General features: G+C 45.9%; 17 protein-coding genes and 1 riboswitch. Of the genes, 4 read left to right on the forward strand and 13 right to left on the reverse strand.

All coding sequences use genetic code 11. The features are described 5' to 3' along the window. Positions 1-3 precede the first annotated feature (3 nt). The 10 genes from moaE to ACUJFL_RS07975 all read right to left on the reverse strand — a co-directional run bounded on the left by moaE (position 4) and on the right by ACUJFL_RS07975 (position 6,020). Entirely contained in the window at positions 4-453 is a 450-nt protein-coding gene (gene moaE / locus ACUJFL_RS07930; RefSeq protein WP_445428931.1) for a molybdopterin synthase catalytic subunit MoaE, read from the reverse strand. Positions 454-468: 15 nt separating this feature from the next. Further along, on the reverse strand, positions 469-720 hold the full coding sequence (locus ACUJFL_RS07935; protein WP_445426654.1) for a MoaD/ThiS family protein: 252 nt from the start codon (positions 718-720) through the stop codon (positions 469-471). Then, on the reverse strand, positions 717-1,202 hold the full coding sequence (gene moaC, locus ACUJFL_RS07940; RefSeq protein ID WP_445426655.1) for a cyclic pyranopterin monophosphate synthase MoaC: 486 nt from the start codon (positions 1,200-1,202) through the stop codon (positions 717-719). Before moaC ends, ACUJFL_RS07935 begins: the two co-directional genes overlap by 4 nt. A gap of 1 nt (position 1,203) precedes the next feature. Continuing rightward, the gene (locus ACUJFL_RS07945) at positions 1,204-1,743 is read right to left on the reverse strand and encodes a molybdenum cofactor synthesis domain-containing protein (protein ID WP_445426656.1); all 540 of its coding nucleotides are present in this window, start codon (positions 1,741-1,743) and stop codon (positions 1,204-1,206) included. After that, complete coding sequence (mobA, locus tag ACUJFL_RS07950) at positions 1,730-2,296, reverse strand: molybdenum cofactor guanylyltransferase (RefSeq protein ID WP_445426657.1); 567 nt, start codon at positions 2,294-2,296, stop codon at positions 1,730-1,732. The genes ACUJFL_RS07945 and mobA overlap by 14 nt, the downstream gene beginning before the upstream one ends. A gap of 14 nt (positions 2,297-2,310) precedes the next feature. After that, positions 2,311-3,282, reverse strand: a complete 972-nt coding sequence (moaA, locus tag ACUJFL_RS07955) for a GTP 3',8-cyclase MoaA (RefSeq protein WP_445426658.1) — start codon at positions 3,280-3,282, stop codon at positions 2,311-2,313. After that, a riboswitch (molybdenum cofactor riboswitch) is annotated at positions 3,271-3,407 on the reverse strand. (Overlaps the previous gene by 12 nt.) 443 nt (positions 3,408-3,850) lie before the next feature. Next, positions 3,851-4,168 (reverse strand): hypothetical protein, encoded by a 318-nt coding sequence (locus ACUJFL_RS07960; protein ID WP_445426659.1) that lies wholly within the window; start codon positions 4,166-4,168, stop codon positions 3,851-3,853. A 250-nt stretch (positions 4,169-4,418) separates the two neighbouring features. Further along, positions 4,419-4,859 carry a LexA family protein gene (locus tag ACUJFL_RS07965; RefSeq protein WP_445428932.1) on the reverse strand — a complete coding sequence of 147 codons (441 nt, stop codon included), beginning with the start codon at positions 4,857-4,859 and terminating at the stop codon, positions 4,419-4,421. Further along, positions 4,768-5,292 (reverse strand): helix-turn-helix domain-containing protein, encoded by a 525-nt coding sequence (locus ACUJFL_RS07970; RefSeq protein WP_445426661.1) that lies wholly within the window; start codon positions 5,290-5,292, stop codon positions 4,768-4,770. Before ACUJFL_RS07970 ends, ACUJFL_RS07965 begins: the two co-directional genes overlap by 92 nt. 143 nt (positions 5,293-5,435) lie before the next feature. Continuing rightward, positions 5,436-6,020, reverse strand: a complete 585-nt coding sequence (locus ACUJFL_RS07975; protein ID WP_445428933.1) for a hypothetical protein — start codon at positions 6,018-6,020, stop codon at positions 5,436-5,438. Between the two features lie 62 nt (positions 6,021-6,082). Here ACUJFL_RS07975 and ACUJFL_RS07980 point away from each other — a divergent pair, with 62 nt between their 5' ends. From ACUJFL_RS07980 to tnpC, 3 genes are read left to right on the forward strand one after another with little or no spacing between them, the layout of a single operon-like run. Next, a complete protein-coding gene (locus ACUJFL_RS07980; protein WP_445426663.1) occupies positions 6,083-6,457 on the forward strand; it encodes a transposase in 375 nt (124 codons plus the stop codon). Then, a complete protein-coding gene (gene tnpB, locus ACUJFL_RS07985) occupies positions 6,454-6,801 on the forward strand; it encodes an IS66 family insertion sequence element accessory protein TnpB (RefSeq protein ID WP_445426471.1) in 348 nt (115 codons plus the stop codon). The genes ACUJFL_RS07980 and tnpB overlap by 4 nt, the downstream gene beginning before the upstream one ends. 49 nt (positions 6,802-6,850) lie before the next feature. Then, entirely contained in the window at positions 6,851-8,380 is a 1,530-nt protein-coding gene (gene tnpC, locus ACUJFL_RS07990; protein WP_445429068.1) for an IS66 family transposase, read from the forward strand. Positions 8,381-8,635: 255 nt separating this feature from the next. Here tnpC and ACUJFL_RS07995 read toward each other — a convergent pair whose 3' ends face one another. The 3 genes from ACUJFL_RS07995 to ACUJFL_RS08005 are packed head-to-tail and all read right to left on the reverse strand — an operon-like array spanning position 8,636 to position 10,504. After that, positions 8,636-9,067, reverse strand: coding sequence for a hypothetical protein (locus ACUJFL_RS07995; RefSeq protein ID WP_445428934.1), 432 nt, complete (start codon positions 9,065-9,067; stop codon positions 8,636-8,638). 14 nt (positions 9,068-9,081) lie between these two features. Further along, on the reverse strand, positions 9,082-10,275 hold the full coding sequence (locus ACUJFL_RS08000; RefSeq protein ID WP_445428935.1) for a tyrosine-type recombinase/integrase: 1,194 nt from the start codon (positions 10,273-10,275) through the stop codon (positions 9,082-9,084). Continuing rightward, positions 10,268-10,504: a hypothetical protein gene (locus tag ACUJFL_RS08005; protein WP_445426666.1), complete on the reverse strand. Its 237-nt coding sequence runs from the start codon at positions 10,502-10,504 to the stop codon at positions 10,268-10,270. Before ACUJFL_RS08005 ends, ACUJFL_RS08000 begins: the two co-directional genes overlap by 8 nt. A gap of 103 nt (positions 10,505-10,607) precedes the next feature. Here ACUJFL_RS08005 and ACUJFL_RS08010 point away from each other — a divergent pair, with 103 nt between their 5' ends. Further along, on the forward strand, positions 10,608-10,838 hold the full coding sequence (locus ACUJFL_RS08010; RefSeq protein ID WP_445426667.1) for a helix-turn-helix domain-containing protein: 231 nt from the start codon (positions 10,608-10,610) through the stop codon (positions 10,836-10,838). Positions 10,839-11,132: the final 294 nt, after the last annotated feature.

Genomic DNA, 11,132 nt, shown 5'->3' on the forward strand with positions numbered 1-11,132 from the left:
AGGTTACTCCCAGCGCGCCAGCGCTTGCTGATCGCTTGCTTTGGCTGCAACCCAGTAATCACCGCTGGCGGTGTGCTCTTTTTTCCAGAACGGCGCGCGGTTTTTCAGGTAATCCATAATAAATTCGCAGGCGGCAAAGGCCGCGGCGCGATGCGCGCTGGCAATGCCGACAAACACGATTTGCTCATTCGGTTTTAGGGTGCCAACGCGGTGAATAATATGCACCGCGCCAAGCTGCCAGCGGCTTTGTGCCTGCTTAGCAATAGCGATAAGGGCTTGCTCGGTCATGCCGGGGTAGTGTTCCAGCGTCATGCTGTGCAGGGTGTTGTCACTAAGCTCACGTACCAGGCCGCTAAAGGTGACGACAGCGCCACAGGCTGAGTGGTGGCGTAGCTCGTCGTATTCGCTGGCGACACAAAAATCATCGCTTTGTACTGCAACAAAGATGCTCATATCCTTTACCACCTGCTAGCCGCCGGTTACCGGGGGGAAAAACGCCAGCTCATCGCCATCCTGCACGCTGGCCGTTAACGGTACCAGGTGCTGGTTTACGGCGCAGAGCAAATCGGTGCGGCTAAGTTCCTGCTGCCAGTTATGGCAACGGCTTTGCAGTTGCTGCAGTACGTCGGCCACCTGCAACATTTTGCCATCGCAACTAAGCAGGTATTGTTCGCAATCTAGCCGTTCTCGAAGCGCGGCGAAAAACAGAATTTTAATCATATTGCCTCCAAGAGATAATGCTCAGATTTACCGCCGTTTTTCTCTAGCAAGCGGATATCGCTGATAACCATCGCCTTATCTACTGCTTTGCACATATCGTAAATGGTCAAGGCTGCGACACTGACGGCGGTCAGTGCTTCCATCTCCACGCCAGTGCTACCACTTAGCAAACAACAGCTTTCGATCTGAATTTGGCCTTGCTCTGGTAGCAATTGAAAATCGACCGATACTTTGCTAAGCAGCAGTGGGTGACACAGCGGGATCAGCTCGCTGGTTTTTTTCGCTGCCATAATGCCGGCAATGCGAGCAGTGGCCAGTACATCGCCTTTTTTCAGCAGTGCCTGAGCAATTAATTCAATCACTTGTGGCGTGGTTTGCACTAAAGCGCCGGCTCTGGCCAACCTGTTGGTATTTGGCTTAGCACTGACATCGACCATCGCCGCAGCGCCGCTTTGATCTAAATGGGTAAGGGTTGCTGTCATCTTAAGCTCCACAGCTTTTCAGCGGGCTGTTTTTTACATGGGCAACAAAGTTGCAGGGTCCGGTTTTGCTATCTAATTGCGGTAAAATCAGCTGCTGCATCGCCAGCCGGCAGGCGCCTCCTGAGCCTGGCATAGCAAAAATTAAGGTGCCATTCGCCAGGCCTGCCAGAGCGCCGGATTGCAGCGCGGCTGAGCCCAACTCGTTAAACGATAATTGGCGAAACAGCTCGCCAAAGCCTGGCACCTCGGTGTCTAGCAAAGGAGTTAACGCAGTTACCGTGCAGTTAGTGTGCTGAAATCCGGTACCACCATTAATCAATACCACCTGAATGTTATCGCTTGCGATCCACTGGCTTAGCTTAGCGCGCAGCTGGTATTTGTTATTGGGCAGTAATGCCCGGTCGACCAGCTGATGGTCGGCGCTTAACAGCATCTGACTTAACAATTCGCCGCTGCTGTCATTGTTGCTATTGCGGCTATCCGACACGGTCAGGACGGCAATTTTAAGCGGATAAAACCGGTTTAAATCAGGCTTTGGCATACAGGCTCCCGCTGTTAACTAATGAAAGATAGTGCAGCCAGTCTGCTGGCGTATTGGTATTTAATAACTCAGCCGACGGGGCTGCCAAGGCGGTGGCATTCAGCTCTCTTAGCAGCGCTTGTACTGAGCGTTGGCCGCTGTGTAATTGCTTTCTGATAAGCTCGCTTAGCACCGGGCTTAACGGCAACACGCAGGGCAGTGGACTACTGGCAAAGTAAGCGGCATCGCCATTGGCCCCTAGCACCAGCTGCTGCAGGCTGGCAACGCTTAACAGCGGTGTATCAACCGGCAGGATCAGCAGCTGCGAAGTGGTGCAGTGCGCAAGCGCCGCTAAGATACCAGCCAGAGGCCCGGCCTGATGCTCAGTGTCGTTAATAAAGCCCGGCTGGTTTCGGCTTACAAGCACCTCAGTGGCACCGCTATCGATGGCCAGTTGCTGCATATGTGCCAGTAAGCTTTGGCCATTAATGTTGAGCAGAGCTTTATCCTGACCCATGCGGCTAGATTGGCCGCCGGCTAAAATCAGCGCGCTAAATGGCTTATTACTGCTCATGTTAATCGCCTCTTTTATCCACCGATCTGGGCTAAATGCCGGGTGCTGCCGCTGTAATCCTGCGCTAGCTGGTGGCTAAAGGCTTTGCCTTGCACCGCTTGCTGTAAAAAGTTCATCAAGGGCGTGCTGTCATCGCTTTGCAGCAGGCTACGTAAGTCCTGATAACTGTCGGTAAACAGGCATAAATACAGGGCTCCAGTGCTTGATACCCTAAGCCGGTTGCAATCGGTGCAAAAGTCTTTGCTGTAGGGCATGATAAGGCCAATACGGCCCTGATAAGCTGGGTGTGAATACTCCAGCGCCGGGCCGTCGGTTTTGGCTTTGGCGTTCAGCTGCCAGCCCTGAGCCAGCAATTGTTTCTGAATACTCTCACCACTTAAATGCTGGCGCTGATAAAAGCCGGCATTGTCACCGGTGCGCATCAGCTCGATAAAACGCAGTGCGATATCCTGCTGCTGAATAAACTTAAGAAAATCGGGTAGCGCTAAGGCATTATGCTGCTTTAACAGCACGGTATTAATTTTCACTTGCTTAATACCAATGGCTTTAGCGTGCGCTATGCCATCTAAGATATCGAAAAGCTTGTCTTGGCCGGTCACCAGATGAAAGGTATCAGCATCTAAGCTGTCGACGCTGACATTAACAGCATCCAACCCGGCAGCGTGCCAGGCTAGCGCATCGCGCTTTAAACGATAGCCGTTAGTGGTTAGCGCCACTTTTTCAATGCCGGGCACGGCTTTGCAGGCAGCGATAATCTCGGTTAAGTCTTTACGCAGTGATGGCTCACCGCCGGTAATGCGTACCTTGCGGGTACCGAGTTTGGCAAAGGCAGTGACTAAACGGCGGATTTCTGGCAGTGTTAGCTCGCCGCTGCGAGAGGTGCAGTCAGTGCCGTCTGGCAGGCAGTAGCTACAGCGAAAATTGCAGCTTTCGGTAACAGACAGCCGCAAATAACTAAAGCGGCGCGCATAAGCGTCAGTTAACATAATTCACCTTTCCAAGTGGGGAGGTAAGGCCGTTTCCAGACTTACCCGGTGGCGATAGTGCCACGGCATACCGTTCATGACCGCAATAAGGCGTTAGAACCGGTAGCTCGGTGTTATGCATGTAAGTTTAAGCAGTTTGCCGGTGTATTGTTATTGCCAAGAAGGGGCGCCTTACTATTACTTAGTGGGTAAATTGTCTTAATTTCACCTTGCGTCTTACTAGGTGCTTTGTAACATATCTAATTAGGTGAGAGAAATTCACGGTGCCACTAAATTATGTAATATATCCTGAGTGTGACCAGAATTTTTGACGGGTAAAATGAAAATGTGACCACTCAATAGGGTGGTCATCTTTTCATGGTATCGAAGCGGCCAATGAAGAGCGCGTGGTCACAAGATGGTCACAACAGAAGTTTTTGTGGTGAAATTAGAAAAATTTCACATAGCTCTGTATAATGGCGGCTGTTTGAATTTAAATTTAAATAAAGTTAACTAAGACTGGGTGTTGAAAATAATTAAGCCCACTTACAGGGGCAAACGCAAAGCCACAATCATATGGAGGTGGCTTTTACTTCCAGACTTGCCACAACCAGGTCATGCAAGGAATGAGCGCCATCGCGAAGAGAAAACCAGCTATCAAATCATTTCTTATGGTAGGTCTAAATACTAAAGCATATGGAAATGCGAACCAAAGATAGTTCAATAGATAAACCCAGCTGCCTTCCGAGACAGCATAATAGCCGATAATAAAAAGGCAAATTGTTGGGAAAAGCATAAAAAGCTGGAGAATTAACAATCCAATTGGATTGAGTACAAATGCAGGAACTACAGCCGGGTTCATCGTCCTTTGTTTAAATATTTGATAGAACGCGGTATAAGTTGACATGGCAACAATCCCACAAGTGAAAAAAACGATACTGTCCATGAACGTTTTAACCTACTTCAATTGAGTCGATGATAGATGCCTGAGCGAGAGGTTAGAGCCAAATGCCCAAGCACGAAAACAATGTGATGTCTCTTGTTGTAATAGCTAAGCGATTCAACAAATAAAATTAAAACACGAGGCTGCCAGATGGTCAAGCAATTGATTTTATTTAATATAATTTTTCAAGTAAGGAATCTGAAAGGAGCAAAAATCACATATTTTGGATAACTTGCTTAATCACACCAACAATCACGGTATTACTTTGTAGCACTTGCAAGCGATAGTCAGTATTAAACGCTCGTAAGTACGTTATCTCACAATCTAACACTAATTCTTTAACTGCAACAGATACTTGATTATCAGACAAAACTACAACGATACTGCCATTAACCGCATGTGTGTCTGGATCAACAATCATAAGTGCATTATCAGGAATGCAACACCCTGAAGGCCTAACCATGCTATCACCTTGCATACGGAGGGCAAACGCCCGTTTTCCAACTGTTGTTGCGTGGCGTATTCTTTCCCTAATGGATAATTCAGAGCCATAGTTTAACCATTCACCCAACTCTTGCCATAAAAATAAGTGGAACTGACTCGTGCGTTTGCCTAGTTGACATGGCGGCATCATCATCGACTGAACCATCTCCATTCATCAACCAAGCGATGTTACAGCTTAGAATCATAGCAAGATGAGCCGCATTTTCACCGCCAGGTTTCGCAATACCATTTACCCATTGTGATACTGTACCTCTTGAAACATGCATAGCCTTGGCTACATCGTTAGACTTAAGTTCAAGCATCGCCATCCTTGATAACAATCGTTCACTGAACATCGGTTTTTTATTCATTGAAAACTCTACTGGGAGAGGATTTTGTTGTTTACAACCATGCAGCAATTCAGTCTCGCTACATTTTAACGCTCTTGCTAGTAAAGGTATATGCTTACTATTAGGTGAGCGTCCACTTTCCCACTTTGAAATTGTTACATCAGAAACGCCAACAGCTTTAGCTAGCTCTTCTTGGCTATAATTTAAAGCAGTTCGTAATAGCCTGATCTGCATGTTTAATTTTTCACTAGCCATTCATAAACTCCACACGCATCCATCATGAAATTATTTTCAGCGTCAAATCGTATTAAAAATGTTTTTAAGCAACATGGTTTTTAAGACGTTTTTTAATTTTGTCATTGATGTTAATCCAAATTTGAACTTAAGGCCTGCTCTACTTACAGGATGTTTTTAAGCACTATATAAGTCGGCCAACTGGCGCTGTGTGTCATAGTTGCGTCTGGTGCTTTTGCAAGAATTTCTTCAAGCTGACCTTGTGGATCAAGATAAAAGTCATGTTCCATTTGGTTGTAGTGTTTCATTTTTGGACGCCAATACCCGACACCTTGGTCTAAAATAACCTGTGTTTTACTTCCATCACGCCATTCAAGCGTTAATACACGGGAGTGGGGCAATTCGCGGTTTGAATCAACTAAATTAATGGATATCGTATTTTCCATACCTTCTTGGGTAAGTAAGTTTGTTAGAAGATATTGTTGTTCATCTGGAATTTGCCAATCATGGTTTAATAACTTGCCCATCTGATTCGCGTTACTGCAAAGCGTATTAATGTTGATGTTGGCATGATTGTTTTTGATAAAAGCTTTAATAAAAGCACTGCAAAGCAGGGCAGCCCAAGGCGATTTAAGGTATCTGTCGGAGTAAGTTAGACTAATTAAACTCTCTGACTCCAGCTTTTGTAAAAAGTCAGGTAATTGCTTCGCGAAAAGCTCTGATAGACGGTAAGCGTCCGGTGAACACATCTTTTATTTGCTGACTGATCACGCATCATACCTGTCACCGTTTTCAACCGTGAGAGTTATGAATGCCCGTATTAAAACAATCCGATGTACGTAGGGCCTTTTCGCCCGAGTTTAAATGGCAGCTCGTTCAGGAATCCAAAGAACGTGTATTGTCGGTATCTGAATTGGCGCGCAAATACGATGTAAATACCAACCAGGTGTTTCGCTGGGTGCGAGAAGTTAACGTCGGTAAGGCTTTGTGGGTCAGGCGTGCTAAAGGTGAAGTGGATATGCCAGCTGCCCCCACGCCATTCCTTCCTGTCAGTGTCAGTGCGATTGAAGCTGTGCCGGTGCTCCATAAACCAGCCATAACGGTGTCGTTTCGCAGTGGTCATCAACTGGTATTGCATGAGGCAACACCGGGTATGTTGCAGCAATTGGTGGCGGCGTTGTCATGATTACCTTATCCCATGAACTGCGTGTATGGCTGTGTGCCGGTTACACCGATATGCGCAAGGGCTTCGATGGTCTGGCGGCTATGGCGCAGCATGTGCTTCAAAAAGACCCTTTTAGTGGGCATGTGTTTGTGTTTCGAGGGCGGCGTGGGGACCGGATTAAACTGCTATGGTGGGATGGTCAGGGGTTGTGTTTGTTTTACAAGCGCCTGGAGCAAGGGCGGTTCGTGTGGCCCACCGCAAAAACCGGTGTAGTGCACTTAACGCAGGCCGAATTGGCGTTGTTGCTGGAAGGCTTAGACTGGCGCCCGCCTGCCAGAAAAAACACACCAAAAAATGCTGCATAAGCACAATTAATCAATGAGTTAGATGCCATTTTATGTTATCATGCACCGCATGAAAACGATGGCATCTAACTTACCCAATGACCCGAAACAGTTGCAGGAAATTATCCTTCAACTGCAGTCAACGCTTGCCCAACAAGATACCGTTATTGCCTCGTTACGCCACCAGTTATCCGTGTTAAAACGTGCCCGCTTCGGGCGTTCGTCCGAGCATCTCGACAAGCAAATTCATCAGTTGGAATTACAACTTGAAGAGCTGGAGATGCAGACCAGTGTCTTACCTAAGCTAGTTGCACCAGCAACAGAGGACAAAGCGACGCCACGTCGACGCGTTTCTCTGCCTGCACAATTGCCGCGAGAAGAGCTGCGTGTTGAAGCCGCCTGCCAGTGCCCGGGATGTCAGGGCGAATTAACCCATATCGGTGATGATGTCTCTGAAATGCTGGATGTGGTACCGGCATCTTACCGGGTTATCCGCATTGTGCGGCCAAAGTTCAGCTGCCAGCTCTGCGACACACTGGTTCAAGGCCAAGCGCCTGAGCGTGTGATTAAAAAAGGACTGGCCAGTGCAGCGTTGCTCACACAGGTTATTGTCGATAAATACCTCGACCATCAACCGCTGTACCGCCAGGCTGAGCAGATGGAACGTGAAGGGATTGATGTTGAACGCTCTACTCTGGCAGACTGGGTAGGACAAACTGGCGCCTTACTCACGCCACTGGCTGATGCCATCGGACGCCATGTGAAAGCTGCCAACCACGTGCATGCCGATGACACCACCGCACCGACGCTATCACCGGGTAAAGGTCGCACTCAAACGGGTCGTTACTGGACCTATGTCCGCGATGGTCGCCCCTGGGGAGATAGCACACCGCCTGCGGTATGGCTGCAATACAGTGAAGACCGAAGAAGTCTTCATCCTGCGGCGCATTTAAAAGATTACAGAGGCTCACTGCAGGCCGATGCTTATGCCGGTTACAACGAATTATACCAACGGCAAATCACCCAACATGGTTGCTGGGCACACGTGCGGCGTAAGTTCTATGACATCACTCAAAGCGGCCCTTCGCCTTTAGCCGACGAAGCCATTGCGATTATCCAATCCCTCTATATGATTGAAAAGCAGGTGCGCGGCCAACCACCGGATGAACGACAACACATCCGAGCCACAAACGCCAAGCCAATCCTTGAGCGCTTCCATGCGTGGTTGCAAACAACCCTGCGTACCTTATCGAAAGGCTCGCCGTTATCCAAGGCTATTCATTATGCTCTGAAACAGTGGGAGGCGTTGGTTGCCTATGTGGATAACGGTTATGCTGAGATAGATAACAACAGTGCAGAGCGCTCATTGCGGCCGATTGCCTTGGGTAGGAAAAATTACCTGTTTGCGGGTTCAGTTGCCGGAGGAGAGCGAGCTGCCGTGCTGTACTCAATACTCGGCACCGCTAAACTCAATGGCATCAATCCAAATGACTATCTCACAGCGGTACTCAAACGTATCGGCAATCACCCCATCAACCGTGTCGATGAGTTGTTACCTTGGAATATCGATCTATCCAAACAGTCAGGTGACGCGATTTAAGACACCAAGTGTCCACTAAAATTAAGTGGACACTTAAATCAGAGCGCTAACCTGTGATCGCCGGACGCTTACTTCCATTAAAACTTATACAGTCTAAAAAACTGAGCATCAAAGATCTAGAGAGTCTTACTGTGGGAGAGGTATCGGCAGATTTAATGTTTGATATTGATCGTGTTTAATTAAGTAAATCACAGACTTCAGATACTTCCTGATCCGCTCCATTAAATAACAACGAAGCAGATCAGAACGTTGGGCTTAATCAAGATGCCGAGAGTTACCCTTATTCAAATTACTGTTAGTAATGTTTAACGGCTTGTCATTCTTCATCAGTTCAGCTTTGTTAAGTTGACTTTCTGAAGAGGTTGCTTTTGACCGTGTTGAGATCACAATCAACACGGTCTGCAGATCTCGCATGATTTTATCTGGGTTTGGGATTGTCGGGTTAAAAAGTTGATTCAATAGCATCGTAATCACTTTATGTGAAAGTGCCATACTCACGCAGGTTAAATTGTCGAGAAAATAGCCATCATCAATGCAGCGGTTAAAAATTAGTGTTTGCACACTTTTTTGCATCATTAAGATATCTTCAGCTTGCGAGTGTTGAAAAGTTTTTGAACACATCATATCCAAACATAAGCTGGTTGTGTGCACAACTAATGGATTAATAGTAGCTACAGGGTTTTTCATTTGAATCACCTTTATCATAAGTTATTGTTTAATAAACGTTCAAAAGCACTGCCATCTTGGCGAGTAAGGTTTGGCACATAGCGACTGTATGTTTCGAATAACATCTTTGTTGTTGTATGACCCATTTGCCGAGCTATCCACTCGGGAGACTCACCCGCTGCCAGCCATAACGTGGCAGCGGTATGCCGAGTTTGATAAGGGCGTCGATAGGTGAGTCCGAGTTTTTCTAGCAATGGCTTCCAAATGCGATCTCGCACATTCCGATGATCCAGCGGTGTGCCCTTGTTAGTGCAAAATACAAACTCACTTTTGTTTGAGGTGGTAGCGAATTGTTGTTTTAACGCTTGAAAGACTAAAGAGGACATTTTAATTTCGCGATATGATCCTACTGTCTTTGTCGTCTCGATTACCCCGTTGACGTTAGTTTCACGAATTAAAATAAGCTCTCGTTGAAAATCAACATACTTCCATTTCAAACCGTCACATTCTGATGTTCGCATGCCAGTAAAAAACCGAACGGTAAAATATGCATGAAAATCAGCTCGAATTTCTTCAAGGATCAGTTTTACTTCTTCTAATGAAAATGGTTCTACGTCAGTTTTGTCGACACGAAGAGGTTTAATGTTTTCAAAAGGTGAGCGAAAGCCGTAACGATCTCCTGCTTCTGCAAGGATCATCCTTAGTGGCGTCATTACATGATTAACAAAATCAGCTGAGCGTTTTTTACCATCTTCTTGAGTATTTGCAATTCGAGCTCGGAATTTCAAAATAGCTGCTTTTGTGATCAGGTTAAGCGGTACATCACCGAATTCGGTATTGAGGTAGCTTTTGATAATAAAGGATATAGTCTGGGTATAGCTGTTTTTCCAACGCACTGCGTTTTCATCGAACCATTCTTTTGAAAATTCAGCAAAAAGAACCTCTGGAACTTTGGCTATACTGGGTTGATAATTGGCCATGGTTTCAGCTTTTCTTTTTGCCGCTTCGTCATCCTTACGACTGAATTGAGCAGCTTTAGTTGATCCAGGAAAATAGTCACGATAGACAAAGCATTCCAAACGCATGTCTGTATCAATGTTATTAATAAGCTTATTTAGCTTTCTGACATTAGCTGGAGTGTTATCCAGCTCTGTCTGCTCTCTACAACGAACACCACAATATCTAAAATCGATGAGTAGTTTATTATTGCGAACGCCGATACTAGCCATGACAAATTCTCCCATTTGCCATTGGAATGTACAGCTGATTCCGCGTTGAACTGCGGTACATCGCTTCTTCTATCGTTTCCCAGATATAAAGAATTTTGCGGCCGTTAAATGGCCGAATGTAGTGGATCCCTTCTAAAAATACCGTATCTCTGAGTGACTTGTTGATATAAACTGGGCTAAACTTAATCCGCTCAGCCAGTTCTTTTGCGCTTAATAACGTATTAGACATAGCATTCTCCGTTCCATTAAAGAACAAAAGTTCTCTTGAGGAACATGTTAACCATGCTTTTTTGTTCTGTCAAAGAACTTTTGATATTTTTTGGTGTTTTTTTATGATTGTTTTCAGAATTAAAGAACTCGTGGCCGAGAAAGAGAAAAAAGAAATACGAAAAATAACCTTAACCGAGGTTTCAGCTGCTACAGGTGTAAACAGAACATCGCTTTCTAAAATGTTAAATCCTGCTAGCCGTCATTCAACAACAACGTCTGCTATAGAAGCGCTATGCAAGTATTTTGATTGCAGGGTAGAGGACTTAATGGTTTATGTGCCAGAGGACGAGTAGGGCGGCCCGGTTTTATTAAAAATTTCAAATATTACTTCCATTGAGATATTAAATTACCGTTGTTGTAGCTCAGTTGCATAGTTTGATGATGTTCATGCTATTAGATAGTGCAAAGATCACTTTGATAACGAATGCAGCCGGTGCATCAACATACGAAATTAAAGTTCATCGACCATCTAATAATATAAAGACGGCTTTGAGCGAATAGCAGAAATTTCTCTCTACAACATCAGGCACATGCGAATGTCTGCTTTACTGCAAAACCGGACATAAAACCCGGTTTATTTAAAACGA

This window comes from Alishewanella sp. HL-SH05 (assembly GCF_052655985.1).

Excerpts from the sequence above, each read along its gene's own strand:
- moaE (WP_445428931.1), bottom strand. The coding sequence starts at position 453 with ATGAGCATCTTTGTTGCAGTACAAAGCGATGATTTTTGTGTCGCCAGC.
- ACUJFL_RS07935 (WP_445426654.1), bottom strand. The coding sequence starts at position 720 with ATGATTAAAATTCTGTTTTTCGCCGCGCTTCGAGAACGGCTAGATTGC.
- moaC (WP_445426655.1), bottom strand. The coding sequence starts at position 1,202 with ATGACAGCAACCCTTACCCATTTAGATCAAAGCGGCGCTGCGGCGATG.
- ACUJFL_RS07945 (WP_445426656.1), bottom strand. The coding sequence starts at position 1,743 with ATGCCAAAGCCTGATTTAAACCGGTTTTATCCGCTTAAAATTGCCGTC.
- mobA (WP_445426657.1), bottom strand. The coding sequence starts at position 2,296 with ATGAGCAGTAATAAGCCATTTAGCGCGCTGATTTTAGCCGGCGGCCAA.
- moaA (WP_445426658.1), bottom strand. The coding sequence starts at position 3,282 with ATGTTAACTGACGCTTATGCGCGCCGCTTTAGTTATTTGCGGCTGTCT.
- ACUJFL_RS07960 (WP_445426659.1), bottom strand. The coding sequence starts at position 4,168 with ATGTCAACTTATACCGCGTTCTATCAAATATTTAAACAAAGGACGATG.
- ACUJFL_RS07965 (WP_445428932.1), bottom strand. The coding sequence starts at position 4,859 with ATGGAGATGGTTCAGTCGATGATGATGCCGCCATGTCAACTAGGCAAA.
- ACUJFL_RS07970 (WP_445426661.1), bottom strand. The coding sequence starts at position 5,292 with ATGGCTAGTGAAAAATTAAACATGCAGATCAGGCTATTACGAACTGCT.
- ACUJFL_RS07975 (WP_445428933.1), bottom strand. The coding sequence starts at position 6,020 with ATGTGTTCACCGGACGCTTACCGTCTATCAGAGCTTTTCGCGAAGCAA.
- ACUJFL_RS07980 (WP_445426663.1), top strand. The coding sequence starts at position 6,083 with ATGCCCGTATTAAAACAATCCGATGTACGTAGGGCCTTTTCGCCCGAG.
- tnpB (WP_445426471.1), top strand. The coding sequence starts at position 6,454 with ATGATTACCTTATCCCATGAACTGCGTGTATGGCTGTGTGCCGGTTAC.
- tnpC (WP_445429068.1), top strand. The coding sequence starts at position 6,851 with ATGAAAACGATGGCATCTAACTTACCCAATGACCCGAAACAGTTGCAG.
- ACUJFL_RS07995 (WP_445428934.1), bottom strand. The coding sequence starts at position 9,067 with ATGAAAAACCCTGTAGCTACTATTAATCCATTAGTTGTGCACACAACC.
- ACUJFL_RS08000 (WP_445428935.1), bottom strand. The coding sequence starts at position 10,275 with ATGGCTAGTATCGGCGTTCGCAATAATAAACTACTCATCGATTTTAGA.
- ACUJFL_RS08005 (WP_445426666.1), bottom strand. The coding sequence starts at position 10,504 with ATGTCTAATACGTTATTAAGCGCAAAAGAACTGGCTGAGCGGATTAAG.
- ACUJFL_RS08010 (WP_445426667.1), top strand. The coding sequence starts at position 10,608 with ATGATTGTTTTCAGAATTAAAGAACTCGTGGCCGAGAAAGAGAAAAAA.